Origin of the sequence: Vibrio sp. VP6, from assembly GCF_028823755.1 — a bacterium.
Taxonomy (GTDB): domain Bacteria; phylum Pseudomonadota; class Gammaproteobacteria; order Enterobacterales; family Vibrionaceae; genus Vibrio; species Vibrio parahaemolyticus.
Genome location: NZ_JAPEID010000022.1, coordinates 15638 through 30748, shown reverse-complemented (window position 1 = coordinate 30748; position 15111 = coordinate 15638). Strand labels below are relative to the sequence as shown.

Sequence of the window (15111 nt, the reverse complement as noted above, 5' to 3'; positions counted from 1 at the left end):
TCAATAAGGACTCGCTCATGGAAGCTCTCGATCTTTTGCTTAACCGTCGCTCTATCGCCAAATTATCTGCGCCAGCACCAGAGGGCAAAGCGTTGGAGAATATTATTCGCGCAGGTCTTCGTGCTCCTGACCATGCGGGCTTAACCCCTTGGCGTTTTGTGATTGCTCAAGGTGATGGTTTGAAGAAGCTATCAGATATTTTGGTGAAAGCCGCGATTGCAGACCATAGTGATGAGGCTGTGATCGAAAAAGTGAAAAATGCGCCGTTTCGTGCCCCAATGGTCATTACCGTGATCGCGAAAGTAACCGAGCATGAGAAAGTCCCTGCATTGGAACAATATCTTTCTGCGGGCTGCGCTGTTCAAGCAATGCAAATGGCGGCGGTTGCGCAAGGTTTCCAAGGTTTTTGGCGTTCAGGTAAATGGATGTTCCACCCTGAGGTACATCAAGCATTTGGCCTAGAAGGTGAAGATGAAATTGTTGGATTTCTATACCTTGGTACACCAGGTTGTACTCCAATGAAAGTGCCAGAGCGCGATTTGTCTAAGTTTGTTGAATTTCAATAAATACATACCTAGATAACGCTTACTGTTCATTTATACAGTTTTTCCTTGATTTCTTAGGGCTACATTCGATAATGTGGCCCTAATTATTTTGATTTCCAAATCCTTATGTCTCGTCTGTTTATTGCTGAAAAACCCAGTCTAGGTCGTGCTATTGCGGCTGCTTTACCTAATCCCCAAAAGAAAGACCAAGGCTTTATCCGTTGTGGAAATGGTGATGTGGTGACGTGGTGTATTGGTCATTTGCTAGAGCAAGTTGAGCCAGACGCTTACGATGAACGCTACAAAAAATGGAACATGGCCGATCTGCCGATTGTTCCTCAGCAATGGCAACTTAGACCGAGAAAAAGTGCCAGTAAGCAGTTAACCGTGATTCGTAAATTGCTCAAAGAAGCAACTGAAGTGATTCATGCGGGAGACCCAGACCGTGAAGGGCAGTTGTTAGTTGATGAGGTTCTCGACTACTGCAAGCTTTCCAAAACTAAGAAAGAAGCGACACAGCGTTTGCTGATTTCTGACTTGAACTTACCTGCAGTGAAGCGCGCACTAAGCTCAATGCGCAGCAATCGTGATTTTATTCCTCTGTCTGTTTCTGCTCTTGCGCGCTCGCGAGCGGATTGGTTGTACGGAATGAATATGTCTCGCGCCTATACTTTACTGGGACAAAAGGCTGGCTACCAAGGTGTGCTCTCGGTTGGGCGTGTGCAAACTCCGGTTCTAGGGCTTGTCGTCCGTCGAGATGAAGAAATTGAAAACTTTGTTCCGAAAGATTACTTCACGCTGCACGCATTGATCCCGTATCAAGACCAAAATGGGGCGTTTGATATTCGCGCACGCTGGAAACCCAGTGAGGCTTGCAAACCATGGCAGGATGAAGAAGGGCGAGTATTAAATCGCAAGTTAGTCGAAAACGTCGCTAATCGGATCGCGAACCAGCCAGCGATAGTGAAGGAATCAGAGCAGAAGCAAACCAAGCAATCTGCACCATTGCCATATTCATTGTCTGCTTTGCAGATTGATGCAGCAAAGCGTTATGGCATGAGTGCGCAGCAGGTGCTAGATACTTGTCAGGCACTATACGAAAAGCACAAACTGATCACTTATCCGCGTTCTGATTGTCGCTACTTGCCGTTGGAGCATTATTCTCAAGCTGGAACGGTTACATCCGCTATTGCAAACAACGCCAAAGAACTGCAAAGCGCAGTGAATGGTGCCGACTTATCGATTAAGTCGAAAGCGTGGAATGACAAAAAAGTCGATGCTCACCACGCCATCATTCCAACGCCTAAGCAAGCCAACGTTAATGCGCTGTCTGGCAACGAAATGAGAGTGTATCAGCTCGTTGCGCGCCAATATTTAATGCAGTTTTATCCTGCGGCTGTCTATGCCGAAGCGAAATTGGTATTCGACATCGCTGGTGGCATTTTCATCGCTAAAGGCCGTCAACTTGTTTCGCCGGGGTGGAAAGCACTGATGGGAAAAACGGATAAAGAAGACGAAGGTATTGATGCAGTGCCACCGTTAAGTGAAGGCACGGTGTTAACATGCCGTGAAGGTGAAATTAAAGACCGAAAAACTGAGCCACCAAAACACTTTACTGAAGCCACTCTGCTGCAAGCGATGACGGGAATTGCTCGTTATGTTGCCGATAAAGAGTTGAAAAAAATTCTGCGCGACACAGATGGATTAGGTACGGAAGCGACTCGTGCGGGTATTTTGGATACGCTCTTTAAGCGTCAGTTATTGACAAGGCAAGGTAAATCCATACTCAGCTCGCAAGCTGGACGAGGGTTAATCAACGCATTACCACAAGATGCGACGTATCCTGACATGACCGCTCATTGGGAGCACCAACTTCAGGGGATGGCAGAAAGAAATCAAGCTTATCAACCTTTCATGCAGGCACTTGAACAGCGTATTGATGGGTTGATGAGCCAAGTAAAATCAGGGCCAATACCGGATTCTCTGTGCCACTTACCTAAAGTCGAACGTCCGGCGTTCAAGCGTAAAAAGCGAAGCTACCCAAAGAGTGGGGCATCGAAAGCGGGAGCCTCAAAGCGAAAGAGCTCTTAAACAAAAGCGGCGCATGATAGCGCCGCTTTTGCTTGTTGTTTGTGGTGGTGTTACTCAAACAGATCGCCGTGATTTTGAATGGCACCTCTTACATCATCTTGCGTAAGAACTCGTTTGCCCGAGACTTGTTTGACTTGCTTACCTAAATCGACCAACGCATCGCGATTCGCTTGTGTCTGACGTTTCCCTGCGCTTCTTAAGCAGTAGTTGAGTTCGTGATCTTCACTAAAATTCACCAGATCTCTATCCGCAGCCATGCTCACTCTCCTTATTTGTTTGATAGCCTTACTAAGTCTGGAAAGGAAACGCAGAAATTCAAGGTTGTCAGAGAAGTAGAAAGCATAAAGCTAACCTACCTCTCATCTTTTTATAAAATACTTACCAAGGAAGCGAAGTTCCGTCGTAATTGATGAATTGACCAGAGTGTTCAACGGTGCTTTGGTCAATAACTTGTGCCAGTCCTTGAGCTGATGTCTCAGCATCTATAAGTGCATTTGGCCCACCCATTGTGGTGCGTACCCAACCAGGGTGCAAAGCAAGGACAGTAAAACCGTCAGGCGTTAAGTCATTGCTTAAGCTTTTGACTACGGAATTGAGTGCCGCCTTTGACGAGCGATAAATATAGCCGCCACCCGATGTATTCTCCGTCATACTCCCGACTTTTGAAGAGATGCAGGCGATTTTTTTCAACTGTCCTTGTTGCAGTTGTGGATAGAGCGTTTCGACCAGTTTAAGTGGCGCTATCGTATTAATCTCAAGTACTTTACGCCATTCATCCACATCGGTGTTTCCAAACCCATAACCTTTAGGGCCGTAGTAACCAGCGTTGTTAATCAAAAGGTCGATAGGTGGCAGGCTCTGAGCAAGTAACGCGATTTTTGCGTAATCAGTAACATCCAGTTCATGCAAGCTCAAAGAGGAGTAACGTGCTCTCAAAGCTTGTAGTTCGTCACTGTCTGTGACGTTACGGCTAGTAGCGTGGACGTTCCACCCGCGTTCAAGATAAAGCTCTGTCAGACTCAAACCAATACCACGATTTGCGCCTGTGATAAAAACATAATGGGCCATTTTTAACTCTCTGGTACGACTCGTTATCGAACTATTGTGTTAGCTGAGTGCGACAAAATCAACTAACCACCATGCACTAAACAACAGGGATATAAATACAGAGATAGCACAGAAGGAACCAAACAAAGCGCCTAGGACCGTAAATGTCGTTTTCTTCATCGTTGGAGTATGAAATTTCATTTTTTAATGAAAATCATTATCAATTAAATTAATTTCTATTCAACCTTTGTAGTTGGTAATATTTCACAACGTTGTATGAAAAGAATGTCTCATGTTGCCACTGATATACCACCCTATATACTCAAAACTTGAATTGCCTGTAGGGCACCGTTACCCAATCATGAAGTATCAATATCTCTATGAAGAGGTACGTCGCGGTGTGCAAGCTGAGTGGGTACAGTTTTTTGAACCACAAGCGCTGTCAATTGAAGCGATCAAGCGCGTGCATGATGCGGAGTATGTTGACTTACTGGCACAAGGTAATATGCCCGCCGCTAAAATGCGTCGAATCGGCTTTCCTTGGAGTGAAGCTCTGATCACTCGAACACTGACTTCAGCGGCTGGTACACTTCTGACAGCCGAAAAAGCGCTTGAACACGGTATCGCACTGCACTTAAGTGGTGGTTACCACCATGCTCACAAAGATTTTGGTAGTGGATTCTGTTTGTTCAATGATTTAGTGATTGCGGCTAAACACATGTTGGATAACGAGCACGTTGATAAGGTTTTAATTATTGATAGTGATGTTCATCATGGTGATGGAACCGCCACCTTGTGCCAAGAAGAGCCGGACATCGTGACGCTCTCTTTTCATTGCGATAAAAACTTTCCTGCGAGAAAACCACAGTCTGATTTGGATGTTCCGTTAGCAAAAGGAACAGACGATGAAACATTTTTGATGACGTTTAAAGAGGTGGTCGAGATGGCGTTGAATCTCCATCGTCCAGATATGGTGATTTACGACGCTGGGGTAGATATTCATCAAGATGATGAGCTTGGTTACTTTGACGTATCGACTCAAGCAATTTTTGAGCGTGATCGTTTTCTTTTTCAACTGATGAAAAACAGAGGGATTCCTGTTGCCGCCGTTGTGGGTGGTGGATATAGAACAAACCACGCAGACCTTGTACCTATTCACATGCAGTTAATAAAAGCGGCGACAGAAGTCTTTGCCTCTTGATAGTTGAAAAAGGTAATTAGGCAGAACAAAGATCACTAACGTATTAGTGGTCTTTTGCTAAATGTGGCGGAGTGTTGGGCTTGTATTCAAGGAGGGATTTGTCCAAGTCCTTTCAAATCTGAATATACGAAAAAGCCCACTAATTTCTTAGCGGGCTTTTTCTAAATGTGGCGGAGAGATAGGGATTTGAACCCTAGATACGCTATTAACGTATGCCGGTTTTCAAGACCGGTGCTTTCAACCACTCAGCCATCTCTCCGTTGTTGACGCGAATAATATAAGGCTTTGAAAACCTTGTAAACCCCTAAATTATTCGTTTGAGTGTTTCCTGTTCGATTTTGTGTTGTTTGTTGCTTAAATAAACAAAAAAGCCCTCCATTTGGAGAGCTTTTCTATCAACTTTGAGTGCTCAACTATTCACTTTTAGAATAAAAACGCTGCAACTCGGTTAGGCCTTGCATAAGAACCGGCAGTTTAGGCGTTTCATCACGCATGCGCTTGTAGTTCTCATCGTATAGCTTGTAGTTCCCGAACTTATCGATCACGGTAGTTTGGTTATTTGTGATGAGAGCAAGTTCTCGAGTATCACCAGCAAGAATCCAACGGCGACGGCTTTCGTCAAATAAGTTACGACCACTGCTGTAATCGTATGGATTGGACGATACACCAAGCATATCTTGCAGTAGCGTAACTGAAAGGTCTAAATGGCTCGTGCTGTGATTAAACTCACCAGCCATCATACCAGGCCAATGGATTACCATAGGCACCTGCAATTGGTAACGACTGTAGTTACTGTTTGCGCCCCAGCTATTGGTATTGGTTTCGTTAAACTCACTGCCATGGTTGGAAGTGACGATAACAACGGTGTTTGCCAATAATTGAGCGTCTTCAAGTGTTTTGATAATACCGCCGACTTTGTCATCCGCAGATTTCACGGCAAACTCATAAGCATTTTTGAAGCGTTCACTCGCCGACATATCTTCTTTCGAGTTCGACGGGATAGATTCAAAATTATCTACCGTAGTAACTTCGATGTAGCTGAACCAAGGCTGGTTCGCTTTTTCCGTTAGCCACATGTTCCAATCGGCGATAGATTGTTTATCGGTATGGGCTTGAGTACCATCCAGTTTTTCAGCTAGGTTTACGCCTCGGAATACGATTTCTGAATAAAGATCATCTTCAAAACCGCTGCCGCTAAACAAACCGAAGGTGTAGCCTTGATCTTTAAGTACATCAAGAAGTACAGGCGAGGCACCTTGTGCCTTGATGCTAGAGGCGTAGCTCGTTGGTAAACCATAGAACAAGCCAAATGCACCATAGGTGTCATTGCTTGAGCTGTAGTGTTTACGGAAGTTTTGGTTTTGTTGTGCAAACTCGTAGAGGTTTGGCATTTCTTCTTGATTCAGCGCGTCTGCACGCAGGTTATTTACGCTGATCATCAACACGTTCAACTTGTTTACACGGCGGTTGAATTCAAGTTTTTCTAGTGGGTAGTTCACCAGCTCAACGTTATTTTCATTCTCCGCTAAGCGTTTTAGGTACTCTTCACGGTCAAGCAGACCATGTTTTTCCATAAAGCTTTTCGCCGTCATTAGGTAAGAAAGCGGGAAGTTTGAGCGTTGGCTCGTGATCGGATTATAGAAATAGGCATCAGCCCAAATGTAGACCAAATGGCTGGTCATAAAGCTCAAAAAGAACACGGCAGCCAGTGGACGACCAACGTGTTTGTGAGACAGTTTGCGCTGTTTACGCCAAACCCATTCTGATAAGGCGAGCTGAACAAGGAATATCAGCGGCATCACAACAAACAGGTGTTGTAGATCCGAGCTTAACGCACTTTTATCATCGCTGAATAACAGCTCCCAAACCACAGGGGTTAGGTGCAGGTTAATGGATTGGTATGCCTGGGTATCAATCAATAAGATTGTTTGTCCAACAGTGGCAAAGATCACTGCCACCAAACGGAATAACTTCCGTGATGGCAGGACAAACGTCAACGGGAACAGAACCAATAAGTAGAGAGCGAAAACAAGGAAGCCAAAATGGCCAACCCACGAAACCGCAAGATAGAACTGACCCAGCAACGTCTCGGGCCAAGGCGACTGAACAATGTAGCGTGTGCCTATCAACATCGAAGCTACGATGTTGAAGAATGCAAACCAATGACCCCAACCAACCAGTCGAGATACACGTTCGCCGTATGAGTTTCCGCTGTCTACCATGTATGTGTTCTATTTATCCGTTATTAATGTGTTTTTGGTGTTTCTAATGAAGACATCAGCGCCTGAGCAAATTTTTCAGCAATCAGTTTGCGTTGTGAAGTTGCAACACGTTGATTTAAGACATTCGTTGCGATATTTCCGGCAATCATTAGCGTCAATTCAGGAGAAGCGGCATGTTTTTCAAGAACCAAAGCGACTTCAGCAAGAATTTTCTCTACTTGTTCGTCAGTATATTTAGATGTAATCGGCATAAAGACTCTAATAATGATAGTAAAAGCGGCTTATGATAACCTACAATGCCCATCAACTAAAACCTTGTAGCAAGATAAAATCACTATGAGCCTTCATCTTTCAAACGTTATTCTGCATCAACTGTGCAAAAACGATCAGGACGAACTGGTTGTTAAACTTCGTCCAGCATCACTAGAAAACGATGCTTCAACTGAAAATCTCGTCGCAGAGCTCCATCGAGTATTCCATTCTAAAGCTGGTAAAGGTTTTGGCTCTTTCCAGTCAGACAGCGAATTTCAATTTTGGCTTCAAGAAATGCGCAAAGGAGAGCGAGATTTTTACGACTTCTCACAAATTAGTGCAAATCGCCTGAAAGAAGAACTGATTAAGTACCCATTTGCGGATGAAGGCATTTTGGTTTTTGCTGAGTACCAAAGTTTAGCAACAGATTATCTTTTCATTGGTATCTTGCCGATGAACCAAAGCCTGAAAGTGACTGAGGGTTTGGACATCAGCGCGACGGACTACCTCGATATCACGAAGATGGACATCGCGGCGCGCATTGACCTTTCGAGTTACGAGACGGATAAAGAATCTAACCGTTACCTACAATACATCAAAGGGCGTGTTGGTCGTAAAGTCGCTGACTTCTTCCTTGATTTTCTGCAAGCCGATATTGGGTTAGACACGAAACAGCAAAACCTTGTGTTGATGCAAGCGGTGGATGACTTCTGTGCGGATTCTAAGTTGGAAAAGCAAGAAGTTAACGAGTACAAAAAGCAGGTTTATAACTACTGTAACGAGCAGATCAAATCTGGTGAAGAGGTTCAAATTTCTGAACTTTCTGGTGAGTTACCGCCAAGCCAAGATGGTACGAGTTTTATGGACTTCACCAAAGAGCAAGGTTACGAGCTTGAAGAATCATTCCCTGGTGATCGCTCAACGGTTCGTAAGCTGACTAAATATGTGGGTGCCGGTGGTGGTTTAAATATCAGCTTTGACAGCTTGTTATTGGGCGAGCGTATTTTCTACGATCCAGAAACAGATACGCTGACGATCAAAGGGACACCGCCAAACTTGAAAGATCAGTTAAGTCGTAACTAATTCTTATGAAGAGAGCCCTAGGCTCTCTTTTTTTATGTGAAGCAAGCACTGCCAGAGCTCAGAACATGGTATATGCTTGTAATTAATGGATTATATGAGGACTGAGCGTTGCATCAATTAAGAGCAGGGATTAAGCGGATTATTTGGTTCTTATTCATTTTGTGGTGTGTATTTTCTGCAACTCTTTGGTTTCAGGCAAAGCAGACGATGCAAACGCTTTCCACATTGAATGAACTCGGCAGCAAAGTTGAGGAAGTACGTAACTTCTTTAATTTTGAGTTGCCGTATCGAGTTAAGCATGTCGATCAAGTCTCACTCAAACTTCAGCTTGTGTACGCGGTTCGCCTTCAATTAGAAAGTGAAGTCTCTGATGCGAATGGGCCAGACGTCACGCAATTGCTTTATTCAACTGACCGATTTTTGGAAAGTGCACGCGCTTTTATTGGTAGTGATGGCGAGTTGGTATCGTTGGCGGAGCAACTGCACACCAGCCGAGGTGCGGAAAACAACTCGCAGCAAATTGAAAACATGTATTACCGCTTGGGAGCCTTGGTTCTTGAATCGATTTTTAGCGATTCCAACACCAATACGGATACCTATCGCGAACTGGATTTACTGTTCATCGAATCGGATTCACTTTCGACAGGGGAGCGTTCTGCATTTCAACGTCGACTCGCACAAACCTCAAGTGTTCTTGCGGCGAATGCGCAGGGTAGTTATTTGGCGAATCAGTTATTAAAGCCAGATTTTCCTAATCAGTTGGTGTCGATGAAGGCTACGCTCGAACAAAAACTGGTTTCTTTCATCTTTTGGCTCATTGTCGTGAGCGGTTGTCTGTTGGCGTTGGTCTCATGGGCTGTCTTCTCTAAAAATGCGGTGGCGAATTCAAGTTCATCAGATCCTGCCGTTTCTCAAACTGAAAACGCATCCAATTCTTTAGAACACGAGAACAAAGCGCGTGAGTTGGCAAGTGATGCTCAAGCGAATAAAACGCAAGAGCTAACCCCTGATTCGCGACAAGAATTGCTGGCTCCGCAAGAACCGTTTATCGATATCAACAGAATGCTGGATTCGCTTTCTGGCGATGAAGGCGCTGTCCGAATGTTGCTCGAGGTCTTTATTCAAGATCATGCTGAAGATGGCTCTAAATTATATAAACTTCTAAACGAAGATATAGACAACGCACAGCGCGCGGCGCACAGCCTGAAAGGGGTGTCAGGAAGTTTAGGTGCAATGCCCCTGCATTACATCTCAGGTGAGATAGAATTATTGATAAAACAGGGCAAAGAGGTACCGGATAATAAGCTCTGTCAATTAAGGGATGTATTACAACAAACAACACTTTTCGCAGAGAAAGTTCTCAACAGTGAAAAGATACGAGAAGTGCTAACAGATTGATATTCCTCTGACTTAAAATGTTGGCGGTTGAGGTATTAAAGGCGCGTTCGAACCTACACTTGGGTTCCGCTTAATTCCTGTTCTATACAATTTGATAAAGGTAGCTTCATGTCCATTCGTCGAATATCGTCACTAATGGTTTTGTGGTTGGTTACCACTCTTTCAGGGTGTTCCCTGTTAGAAGTGAAAATTGACAGCCAGACCGTTCCTCTCACCAAGCAAGAGCTTAATATGCGCATTTTAACGCGCGAATATGCACTTCAATTTTTTGCTCAAGTTGAGCAAGCCGCCGATGTGCTTCAAGAGCAGTATGACCCCAATGATAAAGTGAACCAGTCTTACGTCCTGCTGTGGAAGATCAATGCAGAAGAAGGCTTGCAAGCAGCAGCATATCAAGTATCACCAATGGCTGCATTGATTGATACGTGGGTGTTCACTCATCAAATGAACCAGTTTTATGCAACGGGCGCTGGCCGTGACATTTTTGCTACGGATGAAGCCAAACAAGTCTCGGCACACTTAGCCAATGAGGTAGACCAGCTCGCTCAATCACTGTTGAAAAAAGAGGTTTACGATAAAACGAAGCTCTTTGTTGCTGACTTTGTTAGACAGTATCCGTTTGCTGATTTAAGCATGATTAGAACGCCCGCTTACCGTGCTTGGTTAGAAGCCAATCAAATCAGTGAGGAAGACGCGGTAACAACGTTGGGTACGATGCCGGAAGCATTGGGAGATGTATCCGATAGATTGAGTTTGGTCTCTGAACAAACGCCAAAGATCATGACTTGGAAGGCGCAGTTATTAGCGTTGAACAGTTCGGCAAGTATTGAGAAGGTTAATGCCGCTTTGAACAGTCTGCAAGTGACTGCTGACTCAATGAGAGATTTCATCGATAACAACCCTGAGTATATGCGTTATTTGGCTGAACAAATGGCGGTTGAACTGCAGCCTTTAGTGGACGACATTGATCAAAAAACCGAAGCGCGTTTGTCTCAGTTAGGTGAAGAGCGACAAGCATTAGAAGAAATGGTGGCAAGAGAGCGCCAAGAGATCGCTCTGATCATCACTCATGAACGTGAGAAGTTTGCTCAGGATATGGATAGAGTGTCTCAAGAGGTTGTGAATCTCGCCATGACCAAGTTGATAGAATTAGTGAAGAGCACAATTGTCTACTTTATTCTGTTCATTGCTGCGATATTCTTCGCTCCGCTTGGTTTAGGTTATGTGCTTGGCAAGCGAGCGGCGGTGAAAACAAAAGTAAAACAAAGCTAACGTGTAGTTTAGATACAAAAAAGAGCGCGAATGCGCTCTTTTCTTTGTCTTTCATTCGGAAGGGAGGTTCTTCCTAACTCTGCGAAGTTAAGCCGTTTGCTGCTTTAATTCGCCTTCAGCTTGTTCAACTGCTTCTGCTGTTGGTTCGCATTTATCAACAAACCAACCCATGTAAGACGTGAAGATAGTCACAATAATACATACAAAGCTTAGCCACATGAATGGGGCGTAAGACAGCGTAGCAACACCCAAAATACTTGCCATGTAGATACCGTTGTCACTCCAAGGAACCATACCTGATGTTAGCGTGCCACCAAATTCTGCGTTACGAGATAAGTTCTTACGTTTGTAGCCTAGACGGTCGTAATTCTTCGCACAGATTTTTGGTGTCAGGATAAGTGAAACGTACATCGCCGAACCAAACACGTTACCCATAAAGGCTGTACCAATTGTGCTTGTTGCCAGTGAACCTGCACTTTGAACGCGTTTTTCAAACAGTTTCGCGATAGTTTCAAGCACGCCCACTTTGTCTAGCAGGCCACCAAAACCAAGGCCGAACACGATAACCGCTACCGAACCAAGCATTGAAGACATGCCGCCACGGTTAAGAATCGAGTCGATGAAATCTACGCCAGATGAGATTGCAAACGGAGCCCAAGCAGTGTTGAACGCAGTCAGGAAGTCCACATCTTGAATCATTACTGCCCAAATAATACCTAGCAGAGAACCAAAACTGATCACTGGGAATGAAGGCATACGCATTGCTAGAAGTGACAATACGATGATCACAGGAACAAATGAGTAAGGCGTGATGTAGAACTGCTGTTCCATCGCTTTAATCACCGAGTCCACTTGGCTCATGTCTACTTGACCTGCGTAGTGGAAACCAAAAGCAGTAAACATAATGCCAGTGATCACGTAGCTGATCAGCGCGATAGGCAGCATGCCTTTGATGTGCTCCATCACTTCAACGTTAGACATTGATGAAGCAAGAATCACTGAATCTGATAGAGGCGACATCTTGTCACCGAAGTAACAACCTGAAAGTACTGCACCCGCTGTAATTGGGGCAGGAACGCCAAGACCTTGGCCAATCCCCATCATTGCGATACCTGCGGTACCTGCTGCACCCCAAGATGTGCCGGTTGCCAACGCAGTCAATGAACAGATGATCATTGTTGCTAGCAAAAAGATAGAAGGGTGGATGGCTTTAAGACCGTAGTAGATGATGGTTGGTACGATTCCGCCTGAAATCCAAGTGCCGACAAGTGCACCAACGGCAAGGAGAATCAATACTGCACCCAGACCATTAGAAATACCGTTAAGCGCGGCTTTTTCTAAGTCTTTGTACTGATGACCAAGTTTAAGACCCAATAGCATGATGATAAACCAGCCGATGTACAGCGCGAGCTGAATTGGCAGGTCTAGCTTGGCAGTAAAGGAAAATGCCAGAAGTAGAAATAAACCTAGCGAGATAAATACCTGTATCAAGCTAGGAAGGCGTGTTGTAACTTGCTTCATATGTGCCTCTGTCAATCTTGGAGCAATAGAGGAAGACGCTCCTTGTTGTAATGGCGCATAACATACATTAACAAAAATTATATTTCGAATATTTGGTGTTTTATCTTGATGTTCGTCGGCTAAAACGTTTGCTTGTAAAATTAACTGCCAATTAATTTTAAAATCTATGTATTTAAATGTTGTGTGATGTGAATTTATTGTGCTTCAGTTGTTGTTTTCTCACTGAGTGGTAAGACCAATACGCTCGGAGTAGGGGATTTCCCTACTTGTTAATCGAGGAGTAAAGGCAGCACAAATAGTTCGAAATTACGGCTAACGTGAATTTTCTCGGTAAAAGGGTAAAAATTGACCTCATTTACAAATTAGGGCTTGAGATTTTTCTGCGAAAAATGAACTATGGGGTAGGTTTAATTTATTACATGGAGAGTTATGCGATGAGAGTAGGTTTAGTTGGTTGGCGCGGCATGGTCGGTTCGGTTCTAATGCAGCGTATGGTCGAAGAAAAAGACTTTGACTTGATTGAACCAGTTTTCTACAGCACTTCTCAAGTAGGTATCCCTGCGCCTAATCTAGGAAAAGATGCAGGTATGCTTCAAGATGCCTTTGATATCGAAAGTTTAAAACAGCTTGATGCGATCATTACGTGTCAAGGTGGCAGCTACACTGAAAAAGTGTACCCAGCACTTCGTCAAGCAGGCTGGAAAGGTTACTGGATTGATGCAGCTTCAACACTGCGTATGGCGGAAGATTCGATCATCACGCTAGACCCTGTGAACCTAAAACAAATTCAACATGGCATTCATGGCGGCACGAACACCTTTGTAGGTGGTAACTGTACCGTTAGCCTGATGCTGATGGGTCTTGGTGGCCTGTTTGAAAAAGGGTTGGTGGAATGGACCAGTGCGATGACTTACCAAGCGGCTTCTGGCGCTGGCGCGCAAAACATGCGTGAGTTGATCTCTCAAATGGGCGTTATCAACGATGCAGTAAGTTCAGAACTGGCAAACCCAGCAAGCTCAATTCTTGATATTGACAAGAAAGTTGCAGACACAATGCGCAGCGCGTCATTCCCTACAGACAAGTTCGGCGTACCACTAGCTGGCTCGTTGATCCCGTGGATCGATGTGAAGCGCGATAATGGTCAGAGCAAAGAAGAGTGGAAAGCGGGTGTTGAAGCAAACAAGATCCTTGGTTCTCAAGGCGCTCCAGTTCCTATCGATGGTACATGTGTGCGTATCGGTGCGATGCGTTGTCACTCTCAAGCATTGACTATTAAGCTTAAGCAAAATGTGCCGATGGATGAAATCGAAGAAATCATTGCAACTCACAATGACTGGGTGAAGGTGATTCCAAACGATCGTGACATCACGGCTCAAGAGCTAACGCCAGCGAAGGTCACCGGCACTATGTCAGTTCCTGTTGGTCGTCTGCGCAAGATGGCAATGGGTGATGATTTCCTAAACGCGTTCACTGTTGGTGACCAATTACTTTGGGGTGCAGCCGAGCCGCTGCGTCGTACGCTTCGTATTATCCTTTCTGAAAAAGCGTAATCGACAAAACTTCGTAAAAAGAGCTCCTATTAGTAGGAGCTCTTTTTTTACCTTCTATTTTAACCTTCACCTCGAACCACTCGTTTGTCCGGGTCGGCCAACTCGCTTCCACAATGTTTACAGTAGATAGCGTCCGAGTCATGTCCAGCTTGAGAGCAATTAGGGCACTTCACCAGTACTTTGTGGGATTGCATCTCTTGATGTAGCTCAGCTGTAAATATCCCTGTCGGAACCGCGAGAATCGAGTAACCCAAGAGCATGGTTATAGATGCCAGCGCTTTACCTAAGTTAGTTTGCGGAACCAAATCTCCATATCCCACGGTGGTTATGGTCACAATAGCCCAATAAATGCTTTTCGGAATACTGGTAAACCCGTTTTCTGGCCCTTCAACAATAAAAATCAATGAACCGAAAATCGTGACCAAAATGGCGACGGTTGTGAAGAAGATGAAGATCTTTCTGCGAGCCATTAGTAATGAGCGCAACAAAATGTTGGACTCTTGCAGGTACCTCACCAACTTCAAGATACGAAAAATACGCATCACACGTAGTGCTCTGATCACGCCCATGAAAGAGGCGGATGGGAAGAACAATACTAAGTAAGTTGGGATAATCGCCAACAGGTCGACAATACCGTAGAAACTTTTTGCGTACGCCACCGGTTTTGGCGAGCAATACAGACGTAGCAAGTACTCAATGGTAAACAGGCCGGTGAAGGTGTATTCAAGGTACTTCAGTTCTTTTGCCCACTCGGCACGTACCGAGGGAATGGAATCTAGAACGAGAACGGCTAACGAGCTGATGATGGCAATAATAAGCGCGATATCAAAAGCACGGCCGGCTTTGGTGTGGGTGCCAAATATAGTGACGTAAAGTGTATTTTTTAGAGAGTGAGTCGTCATGACAAAGCGATCCATTGTTGAATCGCT

General features: G+C 44.6%; 13 protein-coding genes and 1 tRNA gene. 7 read left to right on the top strand and 7 right to left on the bottom strand.

What is annotated here, in order from left to right:
- Positions 1-17: 17 nt before the first annotated feature.
- Positions 18-566: an NAD(P)H nitroreductase gene (locus tag OU793_RS14745; RefSeq protein ID WP_005461733.1), complete on the top strand. Its 549-nt coding sequence runs from the start codon at positions 18-20 to the stop codon at positions 564-566.
- Between the two features lie 105 nt (positions 567-671).
- Positions 672-2636, top strand: coding sequence for a DNA topoisomerase III (locus OU793_RS14740; RefSeq protein WP_140103477.1), 1965 nt, complete (start codon positions 672-674; stop codon positions 2634-2636).
- A 50-nt stretch (positions 2637-2686) separates the two neighbouring features.
- On the opposite strand, the gene OU793_RS14735 is transcribed toward OU793_RS14740, so the two are convergent.
- Positions 2687-2893 (bottom strand): hypothetical protein, encoded by a 207-nt coding sequence (locus tag OU793_RS14735; protein ID WP_005461782.1) that lies wholly within the window; start codon positions 2891-2893, stop codon positions 2687-2689.
- Between the two features lie 121 nt (positions 2894-3014).
- Positions 3015-3704, bottom strand: coding sequence for an SDR family oxidoreductase (locus tag OU793_RS14730; RefSeq protein WP_140103478.1), 690 nt, complete (start codon positions 3702-3704; stop codon positions 3015-3017).
- Positions 3705-3975: 271 nt separating this feature from the next.
- On the opposite strand from OU793_RS14730, the gene OU793_RS14725 reads away from it, so the two are divergent.
- On the top strand, positions 3976-4884 hold the full coding sequence (locus OU793_RS14725; RefSeq protein ID WP_025442127.1) for a histone deacetylase: 909 nt from the start codon (positions 3976-3978) through the stop codon (positions 4882-4884).
- Positions 4885-5052: 168 nt separating this feature from the next.
- On the opposite strand, the gene OU793_RS14720 is transcribed toward OU793_RS14725, so the two are convergent.
- From OU793_RS14720 to OU793_RS14710, 3 genes are all read right to left on the bottom strand, one after another.
- Positions 5053-5143, bottom strand: a tRNA-Ser gene (locus OU793_RS14720).
- A 154-nt stretch (positions 5144-5297) separates the two neighbouring features.
- The gene (locus OU793_RS14715) at positions 5298-7106 is read right to left on the bottom strand and encodes a DUF3413 domain-containing protein (protein ID WP_274647789.1); all 1809 of its coding nucleotides are present in this window, start codon (positions 7104-7106) and stop codon (positions 5298-5300) included.
- A gap of 23 nt (positions 7107-7129) precedes the next feature.
- Entirely contained in the window at positions 7130-7357 is a 228-nt protein-coding gene (locus OU793_RS14710) for a YejL family protein (protein ID WP_025505649.1), read from the bottom strand.
- A gap of 85 nt (positions 7358-7442) precedes the next feature.
- Between OU793_RS14710 and yejK the strand changes: the two genes are divergently transcribed.
- The 3 genes from yejK to OU793_RS14695 all read left to right on the top strand — a co-directional run bounded on the left by yejK (position 7443) and on the right by OU793_RS14695 (position 11111).
- Positions 7443-8441, top strand: a complete 999-nt coding sequence (gene yejK, locus OU793_RS14705; protein ID WP_005461746.1) for a nucleoid-associated protein YejK — start codon at positions 7443-7445, stop codon at positions 8439-8441.
- A gap of 108 nt (positions 8442-8549) precedes the next feature.
- Positions 8550-9839, top strand: coding sequence for an Hpt domain-containing protein (locus OU793_RS14700; protein WP_140104016.1), 1290 nt, complete (start codon positions 8550-8552; stop codon positions 9837-9839).
- A 108-nt stretch (positions 9840-9947) separates the two neighbouring features.
- Positions 9948-11111: a hypothetical protein gene (locus tag OU793_RS14695; RefSeq protein ID WP_005494465.1), complete on the top strand. Its 1164-nt coding sequence runs from the start codon at positions 9948-9950 to the stop codon at positions 11109-11111.
- 87 nt (positions 11112-11198) lie between these two features.
- Here OU793_RS14695 and nhaC read toward each other — a convergent pair whose 3' ends face one another.
- Complete coding sequence (gene nhaC, locus OU793_RS14690) at positions 11199-12632, bottom strand: Na+/H+ antiporter NhaC (RefSeq protein ID WP_005494466.1); 1434 nt, start codon at positions 12630-12632, stop codon at positions 11199-11201.
- Between the two features lie 434 nt (positions 12633-13066).
- Between nhaC and asd the strand changes: the two genes are divergently transcribed.
- Positions 13067-14182, top strand: a complete 1116-nt coding sequence (gene asd, locus OU793_RS14685; protein WP_005479551.1) for an aspartate-semialdehyde dehydrogenase — start codon at positions 13067-13069, stop codon at positions 14180-14182.
- 59 nt (positions 14183-14241) lie between these two features.
- Here asd and OU793_RS14680 read toward each other — a convergent pair whose 3' ends face one another.
- Complete coding sequence (locus OU793_RS14680; RefSeq protein ID WP_005461750.1) at positions 14242-15099, bottom strand: ion transporter; 858 nt, start codon at positions 15097-15099, stop codon at positions 14242-14244.
- Positions 15100-15111: the final 12 nt, after the last annotated feature.

Coding starts and splice junctions, on each gene's coding strand:
- OU793_RS14735 (WP_005461782.1), bottom strand. CDS start 2,893: ATGGCTGCGGATAGAGATCTGGTGAATTTTAGTGAAGATCACGAACTC.
- OU793_RS14745 (WP_005461733.1), top strand. CDS start 18: ATGGAAGCTCTCGATCTTTTGCTTAACCGTCGCTCTATCGCCAAATTA.
- OU793_RS14730 (WP_140103478.1), bottom strand. CDS start 3,704: ATGGCCCATTATGTTTTTATCACAGGCGCAAATCGTGGTATTGGTTTG.
- OU793_RS14725 (WP_025442127.1), top strand. CDS start 3,976: ATGTTGCCACTGATATACCACCCTATATACTCAAAACTTGAATTGCCT.
- yejK (WP_005461746.1), top strand. CDS start 7,443: ATGAGCCTTCATCTTTCAAACGTTATTCTGCATCAACTGTGCAAAAAC.
- OU793_RS14710 (WP_025505649.1), bottom strand. CDS start 7,357: ATGCCGATTACATCTAAATATACTGACGAACAAGTAGAGAAAATTCTT.
- asd (WP_005479551.1), top strand. CDS start 13,067: ATGAGAGTAGGTTTAGTTGGTTGGCGCGGCATGGTCGGTTCGGTTCTA.
- OU793_RS14680 (WP_005461750.1), bottom strand. CDS start 15,099: ATGGATCGCTTTGTCATGACGACTCACTCTCTAAAAAATACACTTTAC.
- OU793_RS14695 (WP_005494465.1), top strand. CDS start 9,948: ATGTCCATTCGTCGAATATCGTCACTAATGGTTTTGTGGTTGGTTACC.
- OU793_RS14715 (WP_274647789.1), bottom strand. CDS start 7,106: ATGGTAGACAGCGGAAACTCATACGGCGAACGTGTATCTCGACTGGTT.
- nhaC (WP_005494466.1), bottom strand. CDS start 12,632: ATGAAGCAAGTTACAACACGCCTTCCTAGCTTGATACAGGTATTTATC.
- OU793_RS14740 (WP_140103477.1), top strand. CDS start 672: ATGTCTCGTCTGTTTATTGCTGAAAAACCCAGTCTAGGTCGTGCTATT.